Annotated in this window: 17 protein-coding genes and 1 pseudogene; 13 read left to right on the forward strand and 5 right to left on the reverse strand. The window is 61.5% G+C overall.

What is annotated here, in order from left to right:
- The first annotated feature begins 277 nt into the window (after positions 1-277).
- From GVL12_RS08220 to metG, 10 genes are all read left to right on the forward strand, one after another.
- Positions 278-454, forward strand: a complete 177-nt coding sequence (locus tag GVL12_RS08220) for a hypothetical protein (RefSeq protein WP_159912705.1) — start codon at positions 278-280, stop codon at positions 452-454.
- A 62-nt stretch (positions 455-516) separates the two neighbouring features.
- Positions 517-1,425: an McbB family protein gene (locus GVL12_RS08225; RefSeq protein WP_159912707.1), complete on the forward strand. Its 909-nt coding sequence runs from the start codon at positions 517-519 to the stop codon at positions 1,423-1,425.
- A gap of 26 nt (positions 1,426-1,451) precedes the next feature.
- Positions 1,452-2,258, forward strand: a complete 807-nt coding sequence (locus GVL12_RS08230) for a nitroreductase family protein (RefSeq protein ID WP_159912709.1) — start codon at positions 1,452-1,454, stop codon at positions 2,256-2,258.
- 35 nt (positions 2,259-2,293) lie between these two features.
- Positions 2,294-3,379, forward strand: coding sequence for a SagB/ThcOx family dehydrogenase (locus GVL12_RS08235; protein WP_159912711.1), 1,086 nt, complete (start codon positions 2,294-2,296; stop codon positions 3,377-3,379).
- Between the two features lie 13 nt (positions 3,380-3,392).
- Positions 3,393-4,427, forward strand: coding sequence for a SagB/ThcOx family dehydrogenase (locus GVL12_RS08240; RefSeq protein ID WP_159912713.1), 1,035 nt, complete (start codon positions 3,393-3,395; stop codon positions 4,425-4,427).
- Positions 4,424-5,359: a hypothetical protein gene (locus tag GVL12_RS08245; RefSeq protein ID WP_159912715.1), complete on the forward strand. Its 936-nt coding sequence runs from the start codon at positions 4,424-4,426 to the stop codon at positions 5,357-5,359. Before GVL12_RS08240 ends, GVL12_RS08245 begins: the two co-directional genes overlap by 4 nt.
- Positions 5,356-5,943 (forward strand): 2OG-Fe(II) oxygenase, encoded by a 588-nt coding sequence (locus tag GVL12_RS08250; RefSeq protein ID WP_159912717.1) that lies wholly within the window; start codon positions 5,356-5,358, stop codon positions 5,941-5,943. Before GVL12_RS08245 ends, GVL12_RS08250 begins: the two co-directional genes overlap by 4 nt.
- Positions 5,936-6,475: a DUF6817 domain-containing protein gene (locus GVL12_RS08255; protein WP_159912719.1), complete on the forward strand. Its 540-nt coding sequence runs from the start codon at positions 5,936-5,938 to the stop codon at positions 6,473-6,475. Before GVL12_RS08250 ends, GVL12_RS08255 begins: the two co-directional genes overlap by 8 nt.
- On the forward strand, positions 6,472-7,665 hold the full coding sequence (locus GVL12_RS08260) for a YcaO-like family protein (RefSeq protein ID WP_159912721.1): 1,194 nt from the start codon (positions 6,472-6,474) through the stop codon (positions 7,663-7,665). The genes GVL12_RS08255 and GVL12_RS08260 overlap by 4 nt, the downstream gene beginning before the upstream one ends.
- Before the next feature lie 29 nt (positions 7,666-7,694).
- Positions 7,695-9,389 carry a methionine--tRNA ligase gene (metG, locus tag GVL12_RS08265; protein ID WP_200843590.1) on the forward strand — a complete coding sequence of 565 codons (1,695 nt, stop codon included), beginning with the start codon at positions 7,695-7,697 and terminating at the stop codon, positions 9,387-9,389.
- 105 nt (positions 9,390-9,494) lie between these two features.
- On the opposite strand, the gene GVL12_RS08270 is transcribed toward metG, so the two are convergent.
- Together GVL12_RS08270 and GVL12_RS08275 are read right to left on the reverse strand one after the other, a co-directional pair.
- Entirely contained in the window at positions 9,495-10,868 is a 1,374-nt protein-coding gene (locus tag GVL12_RS08270; RefSeq protein WP_159912723.1) for an MATE family efflux transporter, read from the reverse strand.
- Between the two features lie 238 nt (positions 10,869-11,106).
- Entirely contained in the window at positions 11,107-12,084 is a 978-nt protein-coding gene (locus GVL12_RS08275) for a tripartite tricarboxylate transporter substrate binding protein (RefSeq protein ID WP_159912725.1), read from the reverse strand.
- Positions 12,085-12,523: 439 nt separating this feature from the next.
- On the opposite strand from GVL12_RS08275, the gene GVL12_RS08280 reads away from it, so the two are divergent.
- Both GVL12_RS08280 and GVL12_RS08285 read left to right on the forward strand, forming a co-directional pair.
- Positions 12,524-12,697, forward strand: coding sequence for a hypothetical protein (locus GVL12_RS08280; RefSeq protein WP_159912727.1), 174 nt, complete (start codon positions 12,524-12,526; stop codon positions 12,695-12,697).
- Positions 12,698-12,710: 13 nt separating this feature from the next.
- A pseudogene (locus tag GVL12_RS08285) lies at positions 12,711-13,994 on the forward strand (ankyrin repeat domain-containing protein); the annotation flags it as partial.
- Positions 13,995-14,200: 206 nt separating this feature from the next.
- Here GVL12_RS08285 and GVL12_RS08290 read toward each other — a convergent pair.
- From GVL12_RS08290 to acnA, 3 genes are read right to left on the reverse strand one after another with little or no spacing between them, the layout of a single operon-like run.
- A complete protein-coding gene (locus tag GVL12_RS08290) occupies positions 14,201-14,938 on the reverse strand; it encodes an ABC transporter substrate-binding protein (RefSeq protein ID WP_159912731.1) in 738 nt (245 codons plus the stop codon).
- A gap of 23 nt (positions 14,939-14,961) precedes the next feature.
- Positions 14,962-15,861: a GntR family transcriptional regulator gene (locus GVL12_RS08295; RefSeq protein ID WP_159912733.1), complete on the reverse strand. Its 900-nt coding sequence runs from the start codon at positions 15,859-15,861 to the stop codon at positions 14,962-14,964.
- Between the two features lie 28 nt (positions 15,862-15,889).
- Positions 15,890-18,538, reverse strand: coding sequence for an aconitate hydratase AcnA (acnA, locus tag GVL12_RS08300; protein WP_159912735.1), 2,649 nt, complete (start codon positions 18,536-18,538; stop codon positions 15,890-15,892).
- Between the two features lie 85 nt (positions 18,539-18,623).
- Here acnA and GVL12_RS08305 point away from each other — a divergent pair, with 85 nt between their 5' ends.
- A complete protein-coding gene (locus tag GVL12_RS08305; protein ID WP_159912737.1) occupies positions 18,624-19,676 on the forward strand; it encodes a lactonase family protein in 1,053 nt (350 codons plus the stop codon).
- Positions 19,677-19,689: the final 13 nt, after the last annotated feature.

Here is a 19,689-nt window from a genome sequence, read left to right on the forward strand (position 1 = left end):
TCTTCAGTGGCAAGTACTGCCCCCCACAAAGTCCTGAGCGCATGCTCCAGGACTTTTTCTATTCCGCCAGCGCGTCTTGTTCACCGAGATAAAGCGCCGGCCGCCCGATCCCACGGAGACGCCTGTGCAGCGCCAGAAACGAAAGATTACATTTAATATTTAAATCTAGTGGATTCTACCGATCGTCTTTAACTATCGAACTTTTTAGACTGAAGGTCGGAGAATTTTCTTCGGTTTCGAAACAGGAGTCATAGTGAAAGAGTACAGCCCACAACTCATGTCCGACACAGATTCGGCTGCTGCAGCTTCTTGCGAATTACGAGAGCCTAACGAACAAGAATCGCAAGATTTCCCATTTGGATCTTTTATCGCTTTGAAACGCCTGTCAAAGCTGAACATCGAAGCGGTTCGCATGCAAGGCTGCGCCGACAGCGGCACAGGCGGAGACAACTAAGCCGTTTGCAAAATAGCCAGAGCAATCGCAATCGATAGCAAAGTTATGGGCGGATATCCGTCGTGACATCCGCCCAATCCAGCGACATCACCGAACAAGTGAAATATCTCATCCTTCCTTTTCAATGCATGGAGTTGGATACTGGGAAATTCTTCCTTGCATCAGGTCAAGGTATCGTCCGCCTCGACTCCTCGGATATTTACCAGGCTGCGCTGGCAATGCACGGCATGGGTTGGGGCAGCACCATCACTTTGCAGCAGCTTGAGCGACTGCTGGTAGACCTGCCACAGGCACAGCTGCCTGCCGCATTGAAATATCTTGCGGACATTGGCGTGCTGCGACAAGTACATCAGGATTTTGGACGTTTCAATAGAATATGGCTGATTCACGACCGGCTTCAGGAAATCGAAACACTGGCAGAAGACATCGAATTCCTCACAGGTCTGAAATGCGATTCCACGCGGGATCCAAATAGCATTGCAGGCAACGAATTGGTGGTGTTGTACACACCGAAATATGACGCCAGGCTGATTCAACGGGTTCAGCAGCAGGTGATGGGCCAGGATAACTCCGCCATGCTTACCTGCTATCTGGTAGCACGCAATTTTTTGATCGACGGCACTTATATTCCAGCAGCCCGCACTCCTTGTCATTTTTGTCAGACAGCAGCCTCGACGGTGCAACGCACACACGGCAGCGGGTTTTCTCAGAGCCTGACGGCTGCATTCAAGGCAATCACGCAAAAACCTGTCATTACAGGCTTGGATTACCCCATTCTTCCAACCGATTACCACCTATGCGAGGCCCTGATCAGAAACAGGGTACGCGAAATCGTCGGGCCGCATTCCCGGCCCGTGATGACCCGGTCAATGCTGGAGATGTGCCAGTTTTCCCTCGACGGCTACCAACTTCAAAGGGATACCCCTTATTCCTCCAGGGAGTGCGAATTTTGCCAGAACGCCATGCCATGACGGGTGCCGCCAGGCCATGCCAGGCCATGCCGGTCACACTGAACGAACGCATTCAGATCTCCAATGGTGTCGACGCGCAATGCATCGAAGCCGCCGAGCGCTTCCACCGCCGCAGTTCACTGCTGCGGCGCAGCCGTTTCGGACTGGAGATCACCCCTTATCAAGAGCATGCCGTCCACGCCCTGACCCACGGGCGTCAGACGCGACTCGCCGAGCACCATGTGGATGCGATTGACCTCGCCTGCCACGCCGACCCAGGCCTGCGCCGCAAGAAGTCCGTCAGGAGCTTTGCCGGCGGGCCTGCGCTGCACTATCGATTGCTCATGGACATTCTGTACCTGAGCTTTTGCGCGGATACGGACGCCGAGCAGGCCCGCCCTTATGCATCCGCCGGGGGCTGTTATCCAGTTCATGCGGTGCTGCTTCCTCTGGTGCCCGTCGAAGGCGCACCATTTGACGCGGACAGCATTCTGCATGTGGCCGCGCAGGAGCGAGCGCTCTATGCGCTGTCCGGACATGGCGCACTCAATGCTGCGGTCACCTGTCTCGACGGCATGCCCGGTCAGGAGGCCGACACGTTTGCCAACGCCGCATTCATCATCGTGTATGTCATCGATCTTGAGGTCGCGACCCTGCGCTACGCGGAGCGCGGCTACCGATTCGCGTTGATCGAGACCGGACTCATGGCCCAGCAGGCCACTCTGGTGACCCAGCAACGCGGGCTGCGAAGCTGCATGTTCGGGGGATTTCCAGACGCCGAGCTGTGTGCCGCTCTCGGGCTCAATCCGAAAAAGATGCTGGTCTGCATGACGCAGATCTTTGGATATCTCTGAGCCACGATGCCAGCCACCCACATGCCCTCAATCCTATGAACACATCAGCGGCCGTAACCGTCGTCAAGCGAAATCCATTCATGCGCCTGCGCTTCACGCGCCCGATGCAGATTGATCTTTTATTGGAGAACCAGACGTTTGAAGTCCTGGACCACGATGTCATTTGCGCCGTGGTACATGCCGAGCAACCGATCTGCACAGATCGACTGGCATATGCGTTGGACCGGAAAGAAGGCTCGCCCAAGGCGCAGGCACTGGTGCAGGAGTTGCTGCGTGCGCGCGTCCTGGTGGCGCAGGACTACCGCAATCCGCTTCAGGACGCCGCCGAACACTGGCAGCAACGCGGATGGCTTGATGCGCTCGTGCTGCATCTGCGCTCACGCAATGTGGCCTACCATGACTTCGGCGCTCAGGCTTTCATCGGTCCGCAGCGCAGTGCGCTCATCGAAACGCCAGCATGCGCTCCCTGCATCGACAGCGTCTGTGCATCACGTGGTGATATCACGCTCCCACCAGGCGCAGGCCAGAGTTTTCAGGGCACCCTCTATGAGGCCATGTCCCAACGGCGCACGGGCCGGCCATGGACCGGACGGCCGATGGACGGCAATGGTCTGGCAGATATCCTGCGCTACGGCAATCTGGAGTCGCTGGGTAATCGCGAGGAAACCGCCAACGACAAATCATCCGACGCACAGGCTGTGTTTGATCGCTCATCATTTGCAGCGCTCGAGACTTACGTTGTGGTCAATCGTGTCGAGGGCGTGCCCCAAGGGGTCTACCGGTACAGCGTCACCAGGCAAGCCCTTTTGCTGATCTCGCATGGCGATTTCAATGAACGGCTGGTGGACATGTGCATAGGCCAGGCAAAGGTGCGCAATTGCGCTGCCGCACTCGTTATCGGCACGCACTGGGCACAGTATTACGGCCGATACCGACATCCGAGGGCCTATCGCAACCTGCTGATCAACTGCGCCGAGTTGGCCCATTACTACATCCTCTGCGCCACCGCCGCAGGCTTGAGCAATTTCATCACCCCGGCATTCAACGATGAGGTTGCCGAGGCCATCATCGGCAAACCATGCACCGATGTCGGACCGTTGTATATGGTCGCCATCGGCTGAAAGGTCCGGACCTATGCCAACGAATCACCAGCCTGGCGCCACTGCCGACCGCAGCGCAGTTCTGGAAGCCTTGTTCACTGCGCAATGGGCAGCCATCTATGACCCGATCACCCGCGAGCGTTGGGATGCGGGCGCGTTGCTTGACCCGCAGTTGTGCGACGCGCTGTGCCAGCCATCGCAACCTCGCCCCGCCGCCTTGCAACGCTGCCTGGAGGAAGCCGGCATCGTCGCCCACCACGGCTACCACCCCGCAGATGTCCAGCCCTGGGTGGCTGCGAACTGGAGCGACGCCCTGCGTCACTATCTGCACTCCAATGCGCTACCCAAGCTCAGCTATGCGAAGGCTTCCGGTTGGCTCCAGGACTTCGCCACGATGCGACAAAAGATACAGGAATCTGCACCGCCCGAAGCGACCAAATCCTATCCGCACGCGCTGGCACGGGTGGCCACCACGCGCACGCCCTCGGCGATGCCATTCAAGGAGGTTCTCGAAGCCCATCCGCGGCACGGCAGTCGCAGGCCAATGGACTACCCGGAACTCGCCAATCTCCTGTCGCGCGTCTTTGGCGTGGCAGGCCACAAGAGGTTGGCGGTCACGGGATCACACATTCTCAGGACCAGTCCATCTGGCGGCAGCCGCCATCCCACCGAAGCCTATGTCGTGGCCTTCGATCTGCCAGGGCTGGCGCCGGGCATCTACCATTTTCAAAGCGACAGACACGAGCTGGAGCTGCTGCGCACAGGAGAGTTCAAAGCGCTGTACATGGAACAGATTTTCGGCCTCAACAGACGCATTGCCTTCACGCCCAAACTGGCGCTGGTGCTGACGTCCGTAGTGGAGCGCAGCATGCACCGGTATCGAGATGCCCGCAGCTATCGCGTGCTCCATTTCGACCTGGGGCATCTGCTTCTGACATGCCAGCTTGTGGCACGTTCACAAGGGTTGCCATTTTTCAGCTCCTATTCGTTGGGTGAGGAGGCTGTGGAAGCCCTTCTGGGCATCGATGGACTGCGCGAGACGGCAATGAGCCAGATGCTGTTCGGATGAGCAAAGGCAGCCCCCCCTCTGCCGAACCGGCGATCCCCGATGCGCAGGCGTGCGTGCTGTGGCTGCTGCCCTGCGGGCGCAGGATCGCGAACCTGTGGTCCAAGCAGATGTGGTCGGCCGATGCACTGTCGCAGTCTGAGCTCATTGCGCTATGCCGGCTTCTTTCAGGATTGATGGGCAAGCCTGTCGCAGGCCCGATCAAGGCCTGCCTGGCTGAAGCCGGCTTGCTCACGAGCGACGCACGCAACGCGACATTCAGGCCTTGTGACGATCTGCCGCTGCTGCGTTGCGGCACGCGCTACTGGGACTATTCGGACACCGAAGCCATGCAACGGGACAGAGCGGACATGCGAACCTACGCTTTGCACGGCGGCGAACGGCTGCACCCTCCCCACGATGGACGGAAACTGCCGTCAGCGCGCTTTGCGCAGGATGCTCAGTCCTTGCTTGCGCTGGCCCATCACGTTCTCGACGCGCAGTTTCAGCAGAACTTCCATGCGCAGCGGGTGGACAAAAAACGCGTGCCTTCGCTCGGCGCGCGGCATGGAATAGCGGGTTTCCTGGCCTATTGGGATGGCGAGCTGCAACGCACATGCTACGTCCGGATCATGCCCGACGGCACCCAAGTCACGGCACGCAGCCCGTTGGCACAGAGCGCGCAATGCGTGCTTCCAGCGGTTCATTTCGTACTCTGCGTGCAGTACGAGCGTTACCAGTGGCGCTACAGGAATGCCTGGATATACCAATGCGTCTACCTCGACCTGGGTCACATCCTGGCGGCGATGCAGATATATGCCGCTCGGCACGGGCTGCCCCTGCGATTCGCCGAAGTCTCCGCCGACCTGATCGCTGACGAGCAGATGCTCGTCAGCGAGCCATTCGTGATTGGTTTCCTCGATACCCCAACACCCGCCAAAGAGTACGCACCATGAATTACGAGCAACCAAGCCTGTCCATCGTCGACGACCTGGTGGAGGAGGATTTGCAAAGGCAGCTCACTGCGCTGATCCAGAGCCCGATCTGGGCCTACGGCTGGCGCTCAAACCTGCAGGGTGATCGCTTTGCCTATTGGCATTCCCACTTCGCGGGCTCGACGCAATCGCGCGCCAACTGCCTGCCCCAGCTCAGGCAAGAGCCCCTGCTGGCTCCGGTCTTCCATCTATGGCAGCGCCTGCAAACGGGAGTGCTTGCGGGGCATGAGCCATTTCTGGTCTATGCCAACGCCCATACCTATGGTGTCGAGGGCTATGTTCATAGGGACAGCCTCGACACCAAGAACTATTTTTCGACCGTCTATTACGCGCACCCCACATGGCACAAGAACTGGGGAGGCGACACGGTTTTCTACAACGACACAGAAGACGACATCATTCGCGCCGTGTTCCCCAGGCCCGGACGGGCGGTCTCATTTCCAGGCGCAATGCCCCACTGCGCACGTGCTCCTAGCCGTGATTGTTCACAGCTGCGCGTGTCGATAGTCTTCAAGACACAAATCAACGGAGCGTGCCTTGGATAAATACCGACTTTTTCTGCGCCAGCGCGGCGCGGATCAGGCAGGTCACATGCACGGTTCCTTGCTGGAGCACCTTCAAGGAACCTTGCGCCTGTTGCAGTCCTGGGGTTGCGATCCGCATGTCTGCCGCGCAGGCCTGTTCCACAGTATCTACGGCACCAGCATCTATGGTCACCGCTCGGTCGATCTGTCCGAGCGCCAGCTCGTCAAGCGTCTCATAGGCGGGGACAGCGAGAGGCTGGCTTTCCTGTTTTGCGTCGCGGATCGCCCCCAAGCCTGGCTGGAAGCACTATCAGGCAATGCATTGCGCCATCGCATCACGGGCGCGATGCATCCCATTGACCGAGTCACGCTGACAGGATTGCTGGAAATCGAATCCGCCAATCTTCTGGACCAGGCCGCCGGATGGGACTTTGTCCAGCATTTTCTCGGGCTGCAAACAGCGCATGGCTTGCGCCTGCGGCCACCCATCATTGCCGCCCTGCGGGATGGACTCGCGCGCAACCAGATGCAGGTTCAGCAGGGACTTACATGACGTACTGGCGATCCGAATCCCTGCATCGACATGACATCGATGCGCTGATGTACTCCTCTCCGCTGACTCTTGGCGCGCCCCATTTGGCAGCGATCGAGGGCACAGCCGCAGGATCGTCCTTGCGCTATGGCGCACAAGCCGGAATTGCGAGCCTGGCGGAGTATGTCGAACGACGTCATTTCATGCACCGCGTGCCATGCGCGGTCATGCGGCCGGTCGAGGCCTTCGAATCGGACATTCCATCGCTGCGGGAATGCTACCGGCAGACAGCGCCCCACATGTCCCTCAGCGATGTGGGCCTCAGCTCGATCCAGGCCGTGTGGGCGCTGAATTACCGGACCTTGGAGCCGATGCTGGTGCCCAGGAATCTGGTGTCCTTGTCCGACCTCCCGTGCAGCGTTGACCTGCGTCTGCATCCGCAGCGCGATTCCAGCGGCACGGCGGCACATACGACGGCAGCCGCAGCGATAGCGGCGGCCACGTTGGAATTCATCGAGCGCCAAAGCTGGATGGCGACCTGGCTGGGAGCAGGAGCAGTGACCCGAATCGCCATGCCTGCCACACCTGCCGTGCGCGATCCCCTCGTGCCGATGCACGTCCGCCAACGACTCGAATGCTATTGGCTGCGTACGGGGCTGCCGGCATACACCGTCTTTGCTGCCTACTTCGGCCAACGCATGGCCGGCAGCACTGCGCAAGCGTACTTTTCGTGCGGACTGGCGGCCAGCGGCGACCCGCAGCGAAGTCTGGAAAAAGCCATTACCGAGGCCAACCACTATCAACATTTCGCCGCCGAGAAACTCGCGGCGCGCGCCGTGGCGGCCTCATCACCGCATGCAGGCCGCATGGAAACCAACTCTCTGCGATTTCAGACGCCGCGCGCGCGCGACCAAATCCCTTTCCTGGCACGCGCCGACGCAACGCTGGATTCACCGGAGTTCTGTCAGTTGCCGGTTCTGGCTGCGTCGCAGATTAGGCATGACTTGGCTGCGCATTGGCCGCCCGCATTCCTGTACCTCGGCCACGACAGCTCACTGCTGGGCGAATTCTTCGTCGCGCGGCATTTCGGTCCGGATTTTTATCTACACAGCGACCCTGGAATTGCCTTGAACTTCGACAACGCATTCGCCCGCCTGTTGGGCATCCACCAACCCCGCGCCGAGCTGCGCACTTCGACCTGCCTTCCCTGACGCAGCCCCTCACCATTGCCTACACGCCCATGCCCTTAAACCAAGCCCCGCGCAAACTTTTCGTCACGACTGCTCTGCCCTATGCCAACGGCCCCCTCCACTTGGGTCACCTGCTCGAATACATACAGGCGGACACCTGGGTGCGCGCGCAACGCATGGCCGGCCATGCAGTGCAGTTCGTCTGCGCCGACGACGCGCATGGCGCGCCCATCATGATCGCTGCGCAAAAGGCGGGCCTCACGCCGCAGCAGTACGTCGCCGAGATTGCGCGTTCGCGCGCGCCGTACCTGAGCGGATTCCACATCCGCTTTGACAACTGGCACTCGACAGACAGTACCGAGAACCAGCAATTGGCGCAGGATATCTATCGAAAGCTCCAAGCGCGCAACTTGATCGCACGCAAGGACATAGAACAGTTTTACGACCCCGTAGAAGACATGTTCCTGCCCGACCGTTACGTCAAAGGCAGCTGCCCGCGTTGCGGCGCGCCCGAACAGCATGGAGACTCATGCGACGCCTGCGGGGCGGTCTATGCACCCACCGATGTGGGCCAGCCCCGCTCCATTCTGAGCGGTGCGGTGCCCGAGCTCAGAAATTCAACGCATCTCTTCTTTCGCCTGTCTGACCCTGCAATTCAGGCTTTCCTGCGTTCGTGGACTGCCGCTGCAACGCTGCAACCCGAAATCGCCAGAAAGGTTTCCGAGTGGTTTGTCGACGGCTTGCAAGACTGGGATATATCCCGCGATGCCCCTTACTTCGGCATATCGATTCCCGGCGAGATCGGAAAATTCTTCTATGTCTGGCTGGATGCGCCCGTGGGTTACCTCGCCAGTCTGAAGAACCATTTCGACAAGGGCGGCGCACGCAACCATTGGCATGTCCCGTCGCGGACCGCTCAAACCTTTGACGAATTTCTCGGCGACCCGTTGCTGGAGCAGATTCATTTCATCGGCAAGGACATCATCTACTTCCATGCATTGTTCTGGCCGGCCATGCTGCACTTTTCCGGTCTGCGCTTGCCGTCCAAGATCTACGCCCATGGCCATCTGACGGTGAAGGGAGAGAAGATGAGCAAGAGTAAAGGCAACGGCCTTGATCCGCTCAGATACCTGGACCTCGGCCTGGATGCCGAGTGGATTCGATACTATCTGGCCGCAAAGCTCAATGGCGGAATCGACGACACGGACTTCAATCCCCAGGACTTCGTGGCCCGGGTCAATGCCGATCTGGTGGGAAAATTCGTCAATATCGCCAGCCGCTGCAGTGGCTTCATTCTGAAGAAATTCAACGCCACGCTAGGCCTGCCGGACCAGGAGGGGCTGGACCTGCTGGGAAATCTGCAAACATTGGTGGAGCAGGCCGGCGCGCGCTACGAGGCCCGCGATTACGCCAGATGCATACGCGAGTCCATGGCCATGGCGGACCAGGTGAACGCCTATTTCGACAGGAACAAGCCCTGGGAGCTCGCAAAAAAACCCGAGTGCGAGACCCAGCTGCTGGCCGTGTGCACAGCCAGCCTGGAGTGCTTCCGGTTGCTGTGTATTTTGCTCAAACCCGTGATCCCCGAATTGGTGGGCCGCGCTGAAACTTTCCTGCAGATTGCGGAACTGGACTTCGCGTCGGGGGCGCGGCGCATGGGGCCAGGCCACCGCATCGGTGCATACCGGCATCTGACCCACCGGGTGGACAGCGCCCTGGTCGATCAGGCATTTGGCGCCACGTAACTGCCTTCAGCCCACTGATTTCCAGCAGACCGCTCGCGGCCGGCGGCTGGTGCATGCGGTGCTGCCTGGCTGCGACTACGGAGCCGGTGGATTTCGCAAGGCGATTCACAGACCTGGAAGCTGCTGGTAACGTCTTTTCCAGACGAAATGGAAAAACGCCGTATGCAGTGCCAGGCCCAGCGCAAAAGTCAGCGGATAGGCCAGGCGTATGCCGATCACGCCAGTGGTCTGCGCCAAGGCCCAGCCCAAGGGGAACAGCACGAATGCCAGGCACGATAGGGAAATAATGGTGGGCCAGAGAATGCAGCCGCTGGCGCGCATGACCGCAGTCAACACGGCCGACACACTCAGGATCAAACTGCCGGCCAGAGCTGCCCAGAGCAGATTCGCGGCCAACGCGGCAACTGCTGCATCCGCGGTCATGATGCCCAGCAACCATTCGCTTTGCACGGCCACCAGCGCCGCGACCAGCAGCGTAAAAAGCTGCGCGCTATTCAGCGCGCTGCGCGTGATACCACGCAGTTGATCGGGCTGCCCGCGCCCGATGGCCTGGGCAGAGAAAACGGCGGCCGCCAAGGCAATCGATGCGGCAGGAAACTGAACGTAGGCCGCCAACTGGCTGACCACCCCCCATGCAGCCGTAGCGTGCGGCCCGTAACCGTTCACCAGACGCATCAGCGCGACATCCGCGCAGGCGCTGATCACGAAAAACAGGCCTGTGGGAATGCCGAGCTGGAAGATACGCCACAGCACTGCAGGTCTCGGTCGGATCAGAGAAAGCAATTCCATGGAAGGTGCGAGCGGATGCCCACGCCGCACCAGATACCAGGCCAGCCACCCCAGGGACAGCCCTGCACCGCAACCGTTGGCCCAGGCGGCACTGGCCACACCGATGGGAGGCAGTCCGAACAGCCCCAGTATCAATGCGGGAGTCAACAACAAGACAGCGATGGCGCAGATCGCCAGCGCGATCAGTGAGGCGGTGCTGTCCCCGGTGCTGCGCAGCATCGCCAGCGCCAGGATTACGGTGAACGTCAAAGGCAAAGCGGCGACCATGACTCTGGCGTAGCTGATCGCCTGCGCGATGACTTCGGCGGGAGTGTTCATCCATGCCAGGACGTGGCCCACGACAAGTTGTCCTGCCGCGCCAATGGCCAGCCCGAGCGCTGCACCGGCAAACAGCGTTGTTCCGGCGATCTCGCGCACCCGCGCAAGATCCTTGGCGCCCCAGGCACGCGCGCATAGAATGGCCGCGCCGTTGCCAAAACCCATGATGAAGGCGCTGAGCAACAGCAATACAGGGGCAACGACTGCGATGGCCGCAAAGGAAGTCGGTCCCAGCAGCTGCCCGGTATAGATCGTGTTGAATGTGTTCGACAGCGCCTGCACGATGTTGCCGAGCACCAGCGGCAGGGAAAAAATGGCGAACCGTTTCCAGCCGGTGCGGAAGTCGGCATGTGTTCCTGAATGCAATGCCATTGAGTGCCGGCGTGGAAAGTGTATGCCCCATGTTCGCCTGGAGACTGCGGCAGGCCCGCTGCAACGCCTGGCCATGACTGGCGAAATGCCGCCAACAGTGTGCCCTGGGCCTGGCCAGCGGCAAATGATGGTTAACCCCGCAAGCGCTCCGAGGGTCGCGCGCAGACGTACTGCGCGCGCGCCTGCCGGCCCGCAGCAAACGCCCGCACGGGTTCACACGGGCTTTGCTGCCCTACGCTTATTCCACGATCTTGGCAAACGCCGCCAGATCCGCGTACTTGTCCATGTCGGTACGGATGAGCTGTGCCAGGTTCTCATCGCCCTGGGCCGGAATCGCGCCCGAGGCTTCGAGGCGCTGGCGGATCACGGGATCGCTCAGGCCCGCACGCAGTGCGGCCTGCAGCCTGGCGAGGATTTCGGGCGGCAAGTCCTTGGGCGCGGCAAACGCGAACCAGCCGGCCAGCGAATAGCCCTTGAGCGCAGCATGCTCGCCCAGCGCGGGCACCTCCTTGAACGTGGGCAGGCGGTTGGCCGTTGTGACGCCCAGCGCCTTGATGCGGCCGTTCTGCAGGAACGGCGCGGCCGCGAGCGGCGAAATGATCGCGAAATCGACATTGCCCCCGCCCAGGTCGGTGGTCATGGGCGCCGCGCCGCGGTAGGGCACATGGGTGATTTCCAGGCCTGCGAGCTTCTTGATCAGCTCGGCCGAAAAATGCGGCGTGGAGCCAATGCCGGGGCTGCCGTAGCTGTACTTGCCCGGGTTCTTCCTGACCAAGGCCACGAATTCATCGAGGTTCTTCACCGGCACATGCGCGCCCGCGACCCACATGTTGGGCGCCAGCGCGGCCAGGCCTATGGGGGTCAGGTCCTTGGACGGATCGTATTTCTGCGCGGTGTTGACCGCCTTGGTGCCGGCCATTTCATTGCTGGACCCGGCCAGCAAGGTGTAGCCGTCGGCCTTGCTAGACACCACGCGCTGGGCCGCGACCACACCAGCGGCGCCGGACTGGTTCTCCACCACGATCGTGGCATCGAGGTGCTTGCTGAGGATGTCGGCAATCACACGGCCGACCATGTCGACCGAGCCGCCAGGCGCATAGCCAATCACGAGGCGGATGGGCTTGTTGGGGTAAGCGGACTGGGCCCACAGGGGCGTGACGGCCATTGCGGCAGTCGTCGCCAGTAGTGCACGGCGGGAAATGGAAGATTCAAGCATGGTGAAATGAAGAAGTGAGGGGACGCTGCGATGCAGTGCCGATTGCAAGAACCGGACCAAGGCGTCGATATTAGTGGTAATTCACCTCCATCACGTTCTTCAATTCATAGGTGATTGCACTAGGATCATCAAATCATTGTTGAACAATTTATCACGGTATTGGTGCCTCCCTGGACTCTCCCGCACCACAAACGAGCACACATGCCTGACTTGCCCACCCCTGGCAGCGGCGCGCGCAATCTTGATCTATACAAGGAACCTATCGACCAATAAAGTCACAAAGCCTAAGCCAATACAACAGGCCTGGACTTGAACTTGACGAGCGCTTCGATGAAGCCATCGTCGCAGTTGCATTCTCTGCAGTCGCCAGCCTATTCGGAACAGTCAACCACCTCGACAACCTCCCCGCTGCGCCCAAGGCAACATACCGGAGCAAGAAATGGGAAAAAGAAAATTCGCACAAGCCAACACCCTGGGCGGAAAGGAAAGGATTCATTTCAACGACGTCATCCACCAAAATAAAATTCATGAAGCAATTGCGGGTGGAAATCTCTCTGACCTCGAAGATCTGACCCTCACGTCAGAAATAAAAAACCCATCACAAAAAAAATGATGCGGGCTTTACGCCCTTGGCAGCTGCGGTGATGGCCGGCAGACTGGACATGGTCAATGTTCTGCTCGAGAGTGGCTGGGAGTTGGCAATAAATGAAACATGCGGCGCACTGAAAAGAACTGCATTGAGTATCGCTGTTCACGATGAAAGATATGCAATTGCTTCCGCGCTGCTGAAGCGCGAAGATATAGACAGCAACATCGGTGATAAAACAGGAAAAAATGCATTCAATTACGCCACTGATTATTCATCCGCAGACAAAGTCAATCAAGAAAAAGAAAAAGTCGCCATTGAAATCATCAACCACAAAAATACGAATTTGAATCAGAATTTCGACGGACTTCCTGCACTGATTAACCTACACTCCCAACTCCCACCCGCTTCCATCTTGAATGCATACATCAAGAACCCAAATGCCCAACTCGTCTTCCCTAATGAAGGAAAAGTAGAATACAGTCTTCTTGCCGAGCTCTTGAAATCACCTGATGATGAAAATCTCATACAAACCTTGCTGGATGTCAACGACAGAGAGGTTGGCATCAACTGGAGCCCCCACTGCTCCGGGACGGCGTTGTCACAAGCCCTGCGCGCCACCACCGACATTGAAGGCGATTTCCACGACCATTTCCACGCTATAAATCTCGTGGGCAAATTTCTCCAGCGCCAGGATCTGGATGTAAATATTCCTCACAATGGATGCTCAATGATTGATGCATTGTTCAAGACCGCGATCGACTGGGCTGACCACGTCGACAGCCATCTCGAAGAGGAAGATGAGGAAGACGGGGAAGCAGATGAACCACAAGAATCCCCGCAGAGCGAATACCACATCGGCTTCAAAATAATCAACAAGTTCATAAGCAATCCAAAACTGGAACTAGACCCACCCGCAGCAAGAAAAATCTTCAACCACTTGATCAACAACAAAATTCCAGATTACAAATCGGATTGCAGCGATTCCATAAACCTCCTGATCGAGAGAAAAATAGACAAGCTCCTTGAAGAGAGCGACGCTGCAGGCAATAGAAATCTTCTGCCAGAAGAAAAAGAAACCACCAAATTCTTGAAGATAGAATATCCTTATGAGAAAAACGAAATCCTGCATTTCTCACCGACTCCCAATGCACTGAATTTCCGTCACATCCCTCCGGAATATTCATTCGACGAATACCCCCCAATGGATGGGGATTCGCTTGTGCAATTGTGCCCGCTGGCATCTGATTCCCACATGGATAACGTGACCCTGACAGGTTCAGCAGCAGCCATGTACACGCCAGACATTCTGTATCTTGGATAATTCGCTGCCCCCATGGGGACTTCATCAGGCCGGAAGCTCTGCCCCTGCGCGCAGTGCTGTTCATCGGCCTGTTCACGGGCAAGTCCGTGGTGATGGGCATTTCGGGGCACGCAAACGTTGCAGTCCGCGGCCTTGCTGCTGCTGGCGCTGCTGACTTTCAGTAATAACGCACCCGGTTTGGGCCCGACAGCTGCCTGCCAAGCCCCTCAGTGCGCTGCCGGCGCGACGCCCGCGCCTTCGATGCCGTGGCGCTTGAGCGCCTGCGCGACAAAGCCGCTGGCCTTCATCTCCTCGACAAAGCCGCGCAGGACCTGGGCCGCTTCGGGGCCGCGCGACTTGGGGCTGCCCATGGCCTGCTGGATCACCATGAAGCGCCCGGGCAGCAGGCGCAGGCCGGCGCGCGCACGGCTGTCGGCTTCGAGCTGCTGCTTGACGCCTGCGGCGACATCGGCGTGGGCATCGAGGAAAGTCTGCACCACCGTGGGCGAGGTGGGCGCGCGCAGGATCTGCGCGTTCTTGAGTTCGCGCGAGAGATAGAGGTCGTAGGCGCTGCCCTTGCCGACCACCACGCGCAGACCGCTGGCGTCGACCTGGTCGTTGTGCTGCAACGGCGAGTCTTCGCGCACCAGGTAGCTGCCTTCGATCAGCACATAGGGCGCGGTGAACGCGATGTGCGCGCCGCGCAGCGGATCGATGGCAAAAAAGCCGATGTCGGCCTGCTCGTTGCCCACGGCGTCCACCGACTTGCCCGCGGCGTCGAACACCACGAGTTCAAGTGCCACGCCCAGCCGCTGGGCAAAGGCGCGCGCCAGATCGACGGACACGCCGCCGGGCGCGCCCGTCGCCGCGTCGGCATGGGCCAGGATGGGATTGCCCAGGTTGATGGAAGCGCGCAGAACGCCCGTGGGTGTGAAGGCCTGGATGACGGCGGCAGCGATGGTCATGGGTGAATGGAGTCGCGGTGGACTCAGGTGGTGAGAATGTTGCTGATTTTTTTCAGGTTGCGCAGCGTGCTCGACAGATGCGCGTGCATGGCCTGCGACGCTTCTTCGTTACGGCCGCGCTCGAGCAGGTCGAGCAGGTGCAGGTGCTGCTCGCAGTGCTCCTTGTAGCGGCTGCGCTCCTGCATGGAGCGGTAGGACAGCAGGCGGCGCACGCGGTTCACGCGCCGTATGGTGTCGATGAAGAACGCATTGCCCGAGCCTTCGACCAGCGTTTCGTGAAAGCGCACGCCGCGGTCGTGCAGCTGGTCGGCGGTGTCGGTGGCGATGCCGCCACCCAGCAGATGCTGCTCGGCGGCACGGCAGCGCGCGATCGCCGCGGGCGACAGCTGGTAGCCGGGCTCGAGCAGGGCCGCGGGCTCGAGCGCCAGGCGCAGGCGATACGACTGCAGCAGGCTGTCGGCCGTGGTCAGCATCGACGAGAACTCCCAGCCATAGCCCGGCTTCTTCTCGGCCCAGCCTTCGTTGGCGATGCGGCCCAGCACGGCGTTGAGCTGCGCGGGCGTCAAGCCATAGCGCTGGCGTATCAGCGCTTCGGAGAACGCGTCGGGCAGCTGCCCACGCAGGCGGTCGTCGGCGATCCGGAAATACACGGCCGAGACCGCGTCCGCGGCTTCGAGCCTCAGCCGCGCGGCCAGCGCGTCTATGCTTTCATCGGCAATCGCCTCGACCAGGAAGTAGCCGCGATTGGGCTGGCGCCGCAGCACGCCCTTGTCGGCAAGCAGCGACAGCGCGTCGTTGACGGGGGAGCGCGAGACGCGCAGCCGGTCGGCCAGCGACTGCGCGGGCAGATGGCTGCCCGCGGGCATGGCGTCGGTCTGGAGAAGTTGCAGGATTTGCGAAGGAAGGGATTGCTCTGGCCACATGGATAGGATTCTCACCTCCCCGGCCGCCTCATGCTGCATTTTTCGTCGCCTGCGCGGGGCCGTGCCTTGCGAGCATCTGCTGCAAGGTCGAGGGAATGACGCCGCCGGCGCGCAGCAGCGCGACTTCGAGCTGGGTCTCGACGGCAGCCGTCGCCGCCAGCGCTTCGCTGCGGCCATCGGCACGCCGAATCCAGACCTTGACCGCACTGCGCGGCGCAATGGCCTCGGACTGGGCGTCGATTTCGATGCGGTCGCCGGGCTGCAGCGCCAACGTGAACGGCGTCACGCCCGCGGGCATGCGCAGCGGCAGAATGCCCATGCCGATCAGGTTCGAGCGGTGGATGCGCTCGAAGCTGTTGGCCAGCACCGCGCGTATGCCCAGCAGCCGCTGGCCCTTGGCCGCCCAGTCGCGCGACGAGCCCGTGCCATAGCGTTCGCCCGCGACCAGCACCACCGACGCGCCCGCGGCGCGGTAGCGCTGGGCCGCATCCCATAAAGGAAGGATCTCGCCACTGGGCTGGTGCACCGTATGCGCGACCGGCGCCTGGGGCGCGAGCAGGTTCCTGAGCGTCTTGCTGTGGAAGGCCGCGCGCACCATCACTTCCCAGTTGCCGCGGCGCGAGGCGAACACATTGAGGTCACCTCTGTCGTCGCCGCGCTCCACGAGGAAATTCGCGACCAGGCTGTCCGGCGGAATCGCGCTGGCCGGCGAAATATGGTCGGTGGTGATGTCGTCGCCGACCACGAGCAGCGCATAGGCCTGGTAGCGGCCCAGCAAGCTGCCTTCGGACAGCTGCGCAAACGGCGGGCGGCGCAAGGCCGTCGACGCCGGGTTCCAGGGGTACAGCGCCGACTGCGGCGCGTCGAGCGCATGCCACAGCGGGTTGGCGGCGGCAATGGCGAAACTGCGCCGGTAGTCATGCGGGTCCTGCGAGCGCGCAAGCGCGGCATCGATTTCCTGCGGCGACGGCCAGAGCTCGTTCAAGAACACAGGCCGACCCTCGGGCGTGGTCTGCACGGCATCGATGCGCAGATCGCGCTCGGCATCGCCGGCGAGCGCAAACGCCACGACCAGCGGCGGCGACATCAGAAAGCCCAGCTCGAGGTCGGGGTGGACCCGGCCCGGAAAGTTGCGGTTGCCCGACAGCGCGGCCACGGGAAAAATCGACTGCCGGCCCATCGCTTCCTGTATCTGCGCGGGCAGCTGGCCCGAGTTGCCAATGCAGGTCGTGCAGCCGTAGCCGACGATATCGAAGCCCACGGCCGCTAGGTCGTCGGTCAGGCCTGCGCGCTCGAGATAGGCCGCGGCCGCGGGCGAGCCCGGGCCCAGCGAGGTCTTGACCCAGGGCGCGGCCTTGAGCCCGAGCGCGCGCGCCTTGCGCGCCACCAGACCGGCGGCGATCAGCAGGCGCGGGTCCGACGTGTTGGTGCAGCTGGTGATCGCGGCAATCGCCACCGGGTGGCGCGGCATCTGCGCATCGGCCACGGCCGGCTGGAAGGCCAGCGCCGCAAGCGCGCTGCGCGTCTCGCCAAAGCCCAGCAAATCCTGGGGCCGGCGCGGGCCCGCGACATGCATGGCAACGGTGTCCAGATCGATATGGATGGCGCGCGTATAAGTGGGCTCGGCCGCGGGGTCGAACCACAGGCCTGTGGCCTGGGTCAGGGCCGCGACCTGCGCGATCTGCTGCGCCGAGCGCCCCGTCGCCGCGAGGTAGTCCAGCGTCTGCTGGTCCACGGGGAAAAATCCCGTGGTCGCGCCGTATTCGGGCGCCATGTTCGCCACCACGCAGCGGTCACCGGCCGTGAGCGTGGCCACGCCAGTGCCGTAAAACTCCACGAATTCGCCCGACACGCCGATCGCGCGCAGGCGCTGGGTCACGGCCAGCGCCAGATCGGTCGCGAGCACGCCGGCCGCAAGCCGCCCCGTGAGGCGCACGCCGATGACGTCGGGAATGCGCAGCATGGTCGGCATGCCGAACATCACCGTCTGCGCTTCGAGCCCGCCCACGCCCCAGCCCAGCACGCCAATGCCATTGACCATGGGCGTGTGGCTGTCGGTGCCTATCATCATGTCGGGCACCAGCCAGGTCGCACCTTCACGCTCCTGCGTCGTGACCACGGTCGCGAGCTGCTCGAGGTTGATGGTGTGCATGATGCCCGTGCCCGGCGCATGGATGCGCACGCCACGCAGCACCTGCGAGGCCCAGCGCAGGAACGCATAGCGCTCGGCATTGCGCCGTATCTCGAAGGCCATGTTGTGCTCGGGTGCGTCCGCACGCGCAAACGCTTCGACGGCCAGCGAATGGTCTATGGACACATCGACCGGCAGGCTGGAGTTGAGCACCGTGGGATCGACTCCGGCTTCGGCCAGCGTGCTGCGCATGGCCGCGAGATCGACCAACGCCGGCGTGCTGGTGGTGTCGTGCATCAGCACGCGCCCGGGCTGGAACGCGATTTCGGCGGCGCTGCTCGCGGTATCGGTCCAGGCCAGCAGCGCCGCGATGGCAGCCGTGCGCTCGGCGCCCGCCATATTGCGCGCGGCGTTCTCCAGCAGCAGCCGCAGCACCACGGGCAGCTGCGTCCATTTTTCCCCGCACAGGGCTTTCAGATCGACCGCGCAATAGCGGCGGTTGGCAATCGCAAGGTGCAGCAACGGTGGCGTATCAGTGTTTTCCATAGGACTTATTTTGCATTTTGTATTCATAAAATGCAATCAAGCGCAAACCCTTATGTCTGCGCCGCAGCCAACCCGAGGACTTTCCATGTACGCCTATGTAGGCAGCCGAACCACCCGCGAACGCCAGGCACGAGGCGACGGCATCAGCATCTTCGAGGTCGATACGCGCAGCGGCGCGCTGCGCCTGGTCGATGTCGTCGGCGGGCTGGTCAACCCTTCGTTCCTGGCCATGGGCCATGACGGCCAGTGCCTCTACACCGTGCATGGCGACGCGAGCGAAGTCAGTGCATTTCGCGTCGATCGCGCAAGCGGCCGCCTGACGTTTCTCAACCGCCAGGACACGCAGGGCCACAACCCCGTGCATCTCGCGCTCGACCCTTCGGGCCGCTACCTCGTGGTGTCCAACCACCTGGGCGCGAGCCTGAGCGTGCTGGCCATCGACGAAGACGGCGCGCTCGGCGGTCTGCTGCAGCAGGTCGCGCTCAATGGCCCGCTAGGGCCGCACCGCGTCGAGCAAAGGCAGGCCAAGCCGCATTGCAACCCGTTCGATCCCGGCGGACGTTTCGTCGCCGTCGCGGACAAGGGGCTGGACCGGGTGTTCATGTTCCGTTTCGAGCAGGGGCGCCTCACTCCTGCGGCCCAGCCGTTCACACCGACACGCGAAGCCGCGGGGCCACGCCACCTGGCCTTCCATCCGTGCCAGGCATGGGCCTATGTGGTCAACGAGCTCGACTCCACGGTCACGGCCTACCGTTTCGATGCGGACTCGGGCGCACTCACGCCTTTTCAGATCGTCCCGGCCCTGCCCGAGCACTTCACCGGCAACAGCCGCGCGGCCGAGATCCAGATCGACGCCAGCGGGCGCTTTCTCTATGCCTCGAACCGCGGCGCGGACTGCATGGCGGTGTTCCACATCGATGCCGCGACGGGCGCGCTGGCCAGCGTCGAGTCCGTGTCCAGCATGGGCAGGACACCGCGCTTTGTGACCACCAGCCCCGACGCCCGCCTGCTGTTTGCGCTCAATGAAGACAGCGACTCCATCGTCAGCTTTGCCATCGATGCCGCCTCCGGACGGCTGCAGCCCACGGGCGCCAGCGTGCGCTGCGCCAGCCCGGTCTGCATGGTGTTCTCGCGCTGAGCCCGCGCACCAC

The sequence above is a fragment of the Pantoea sp. 18069 genome (genome assembly GCF_902706035.1).
Classification (GTDB): Bacteria; Pseudomonadota; Gammaproteobacteria; order Burkholderiales; family Burkholderiaceae_C; genus Comamonas.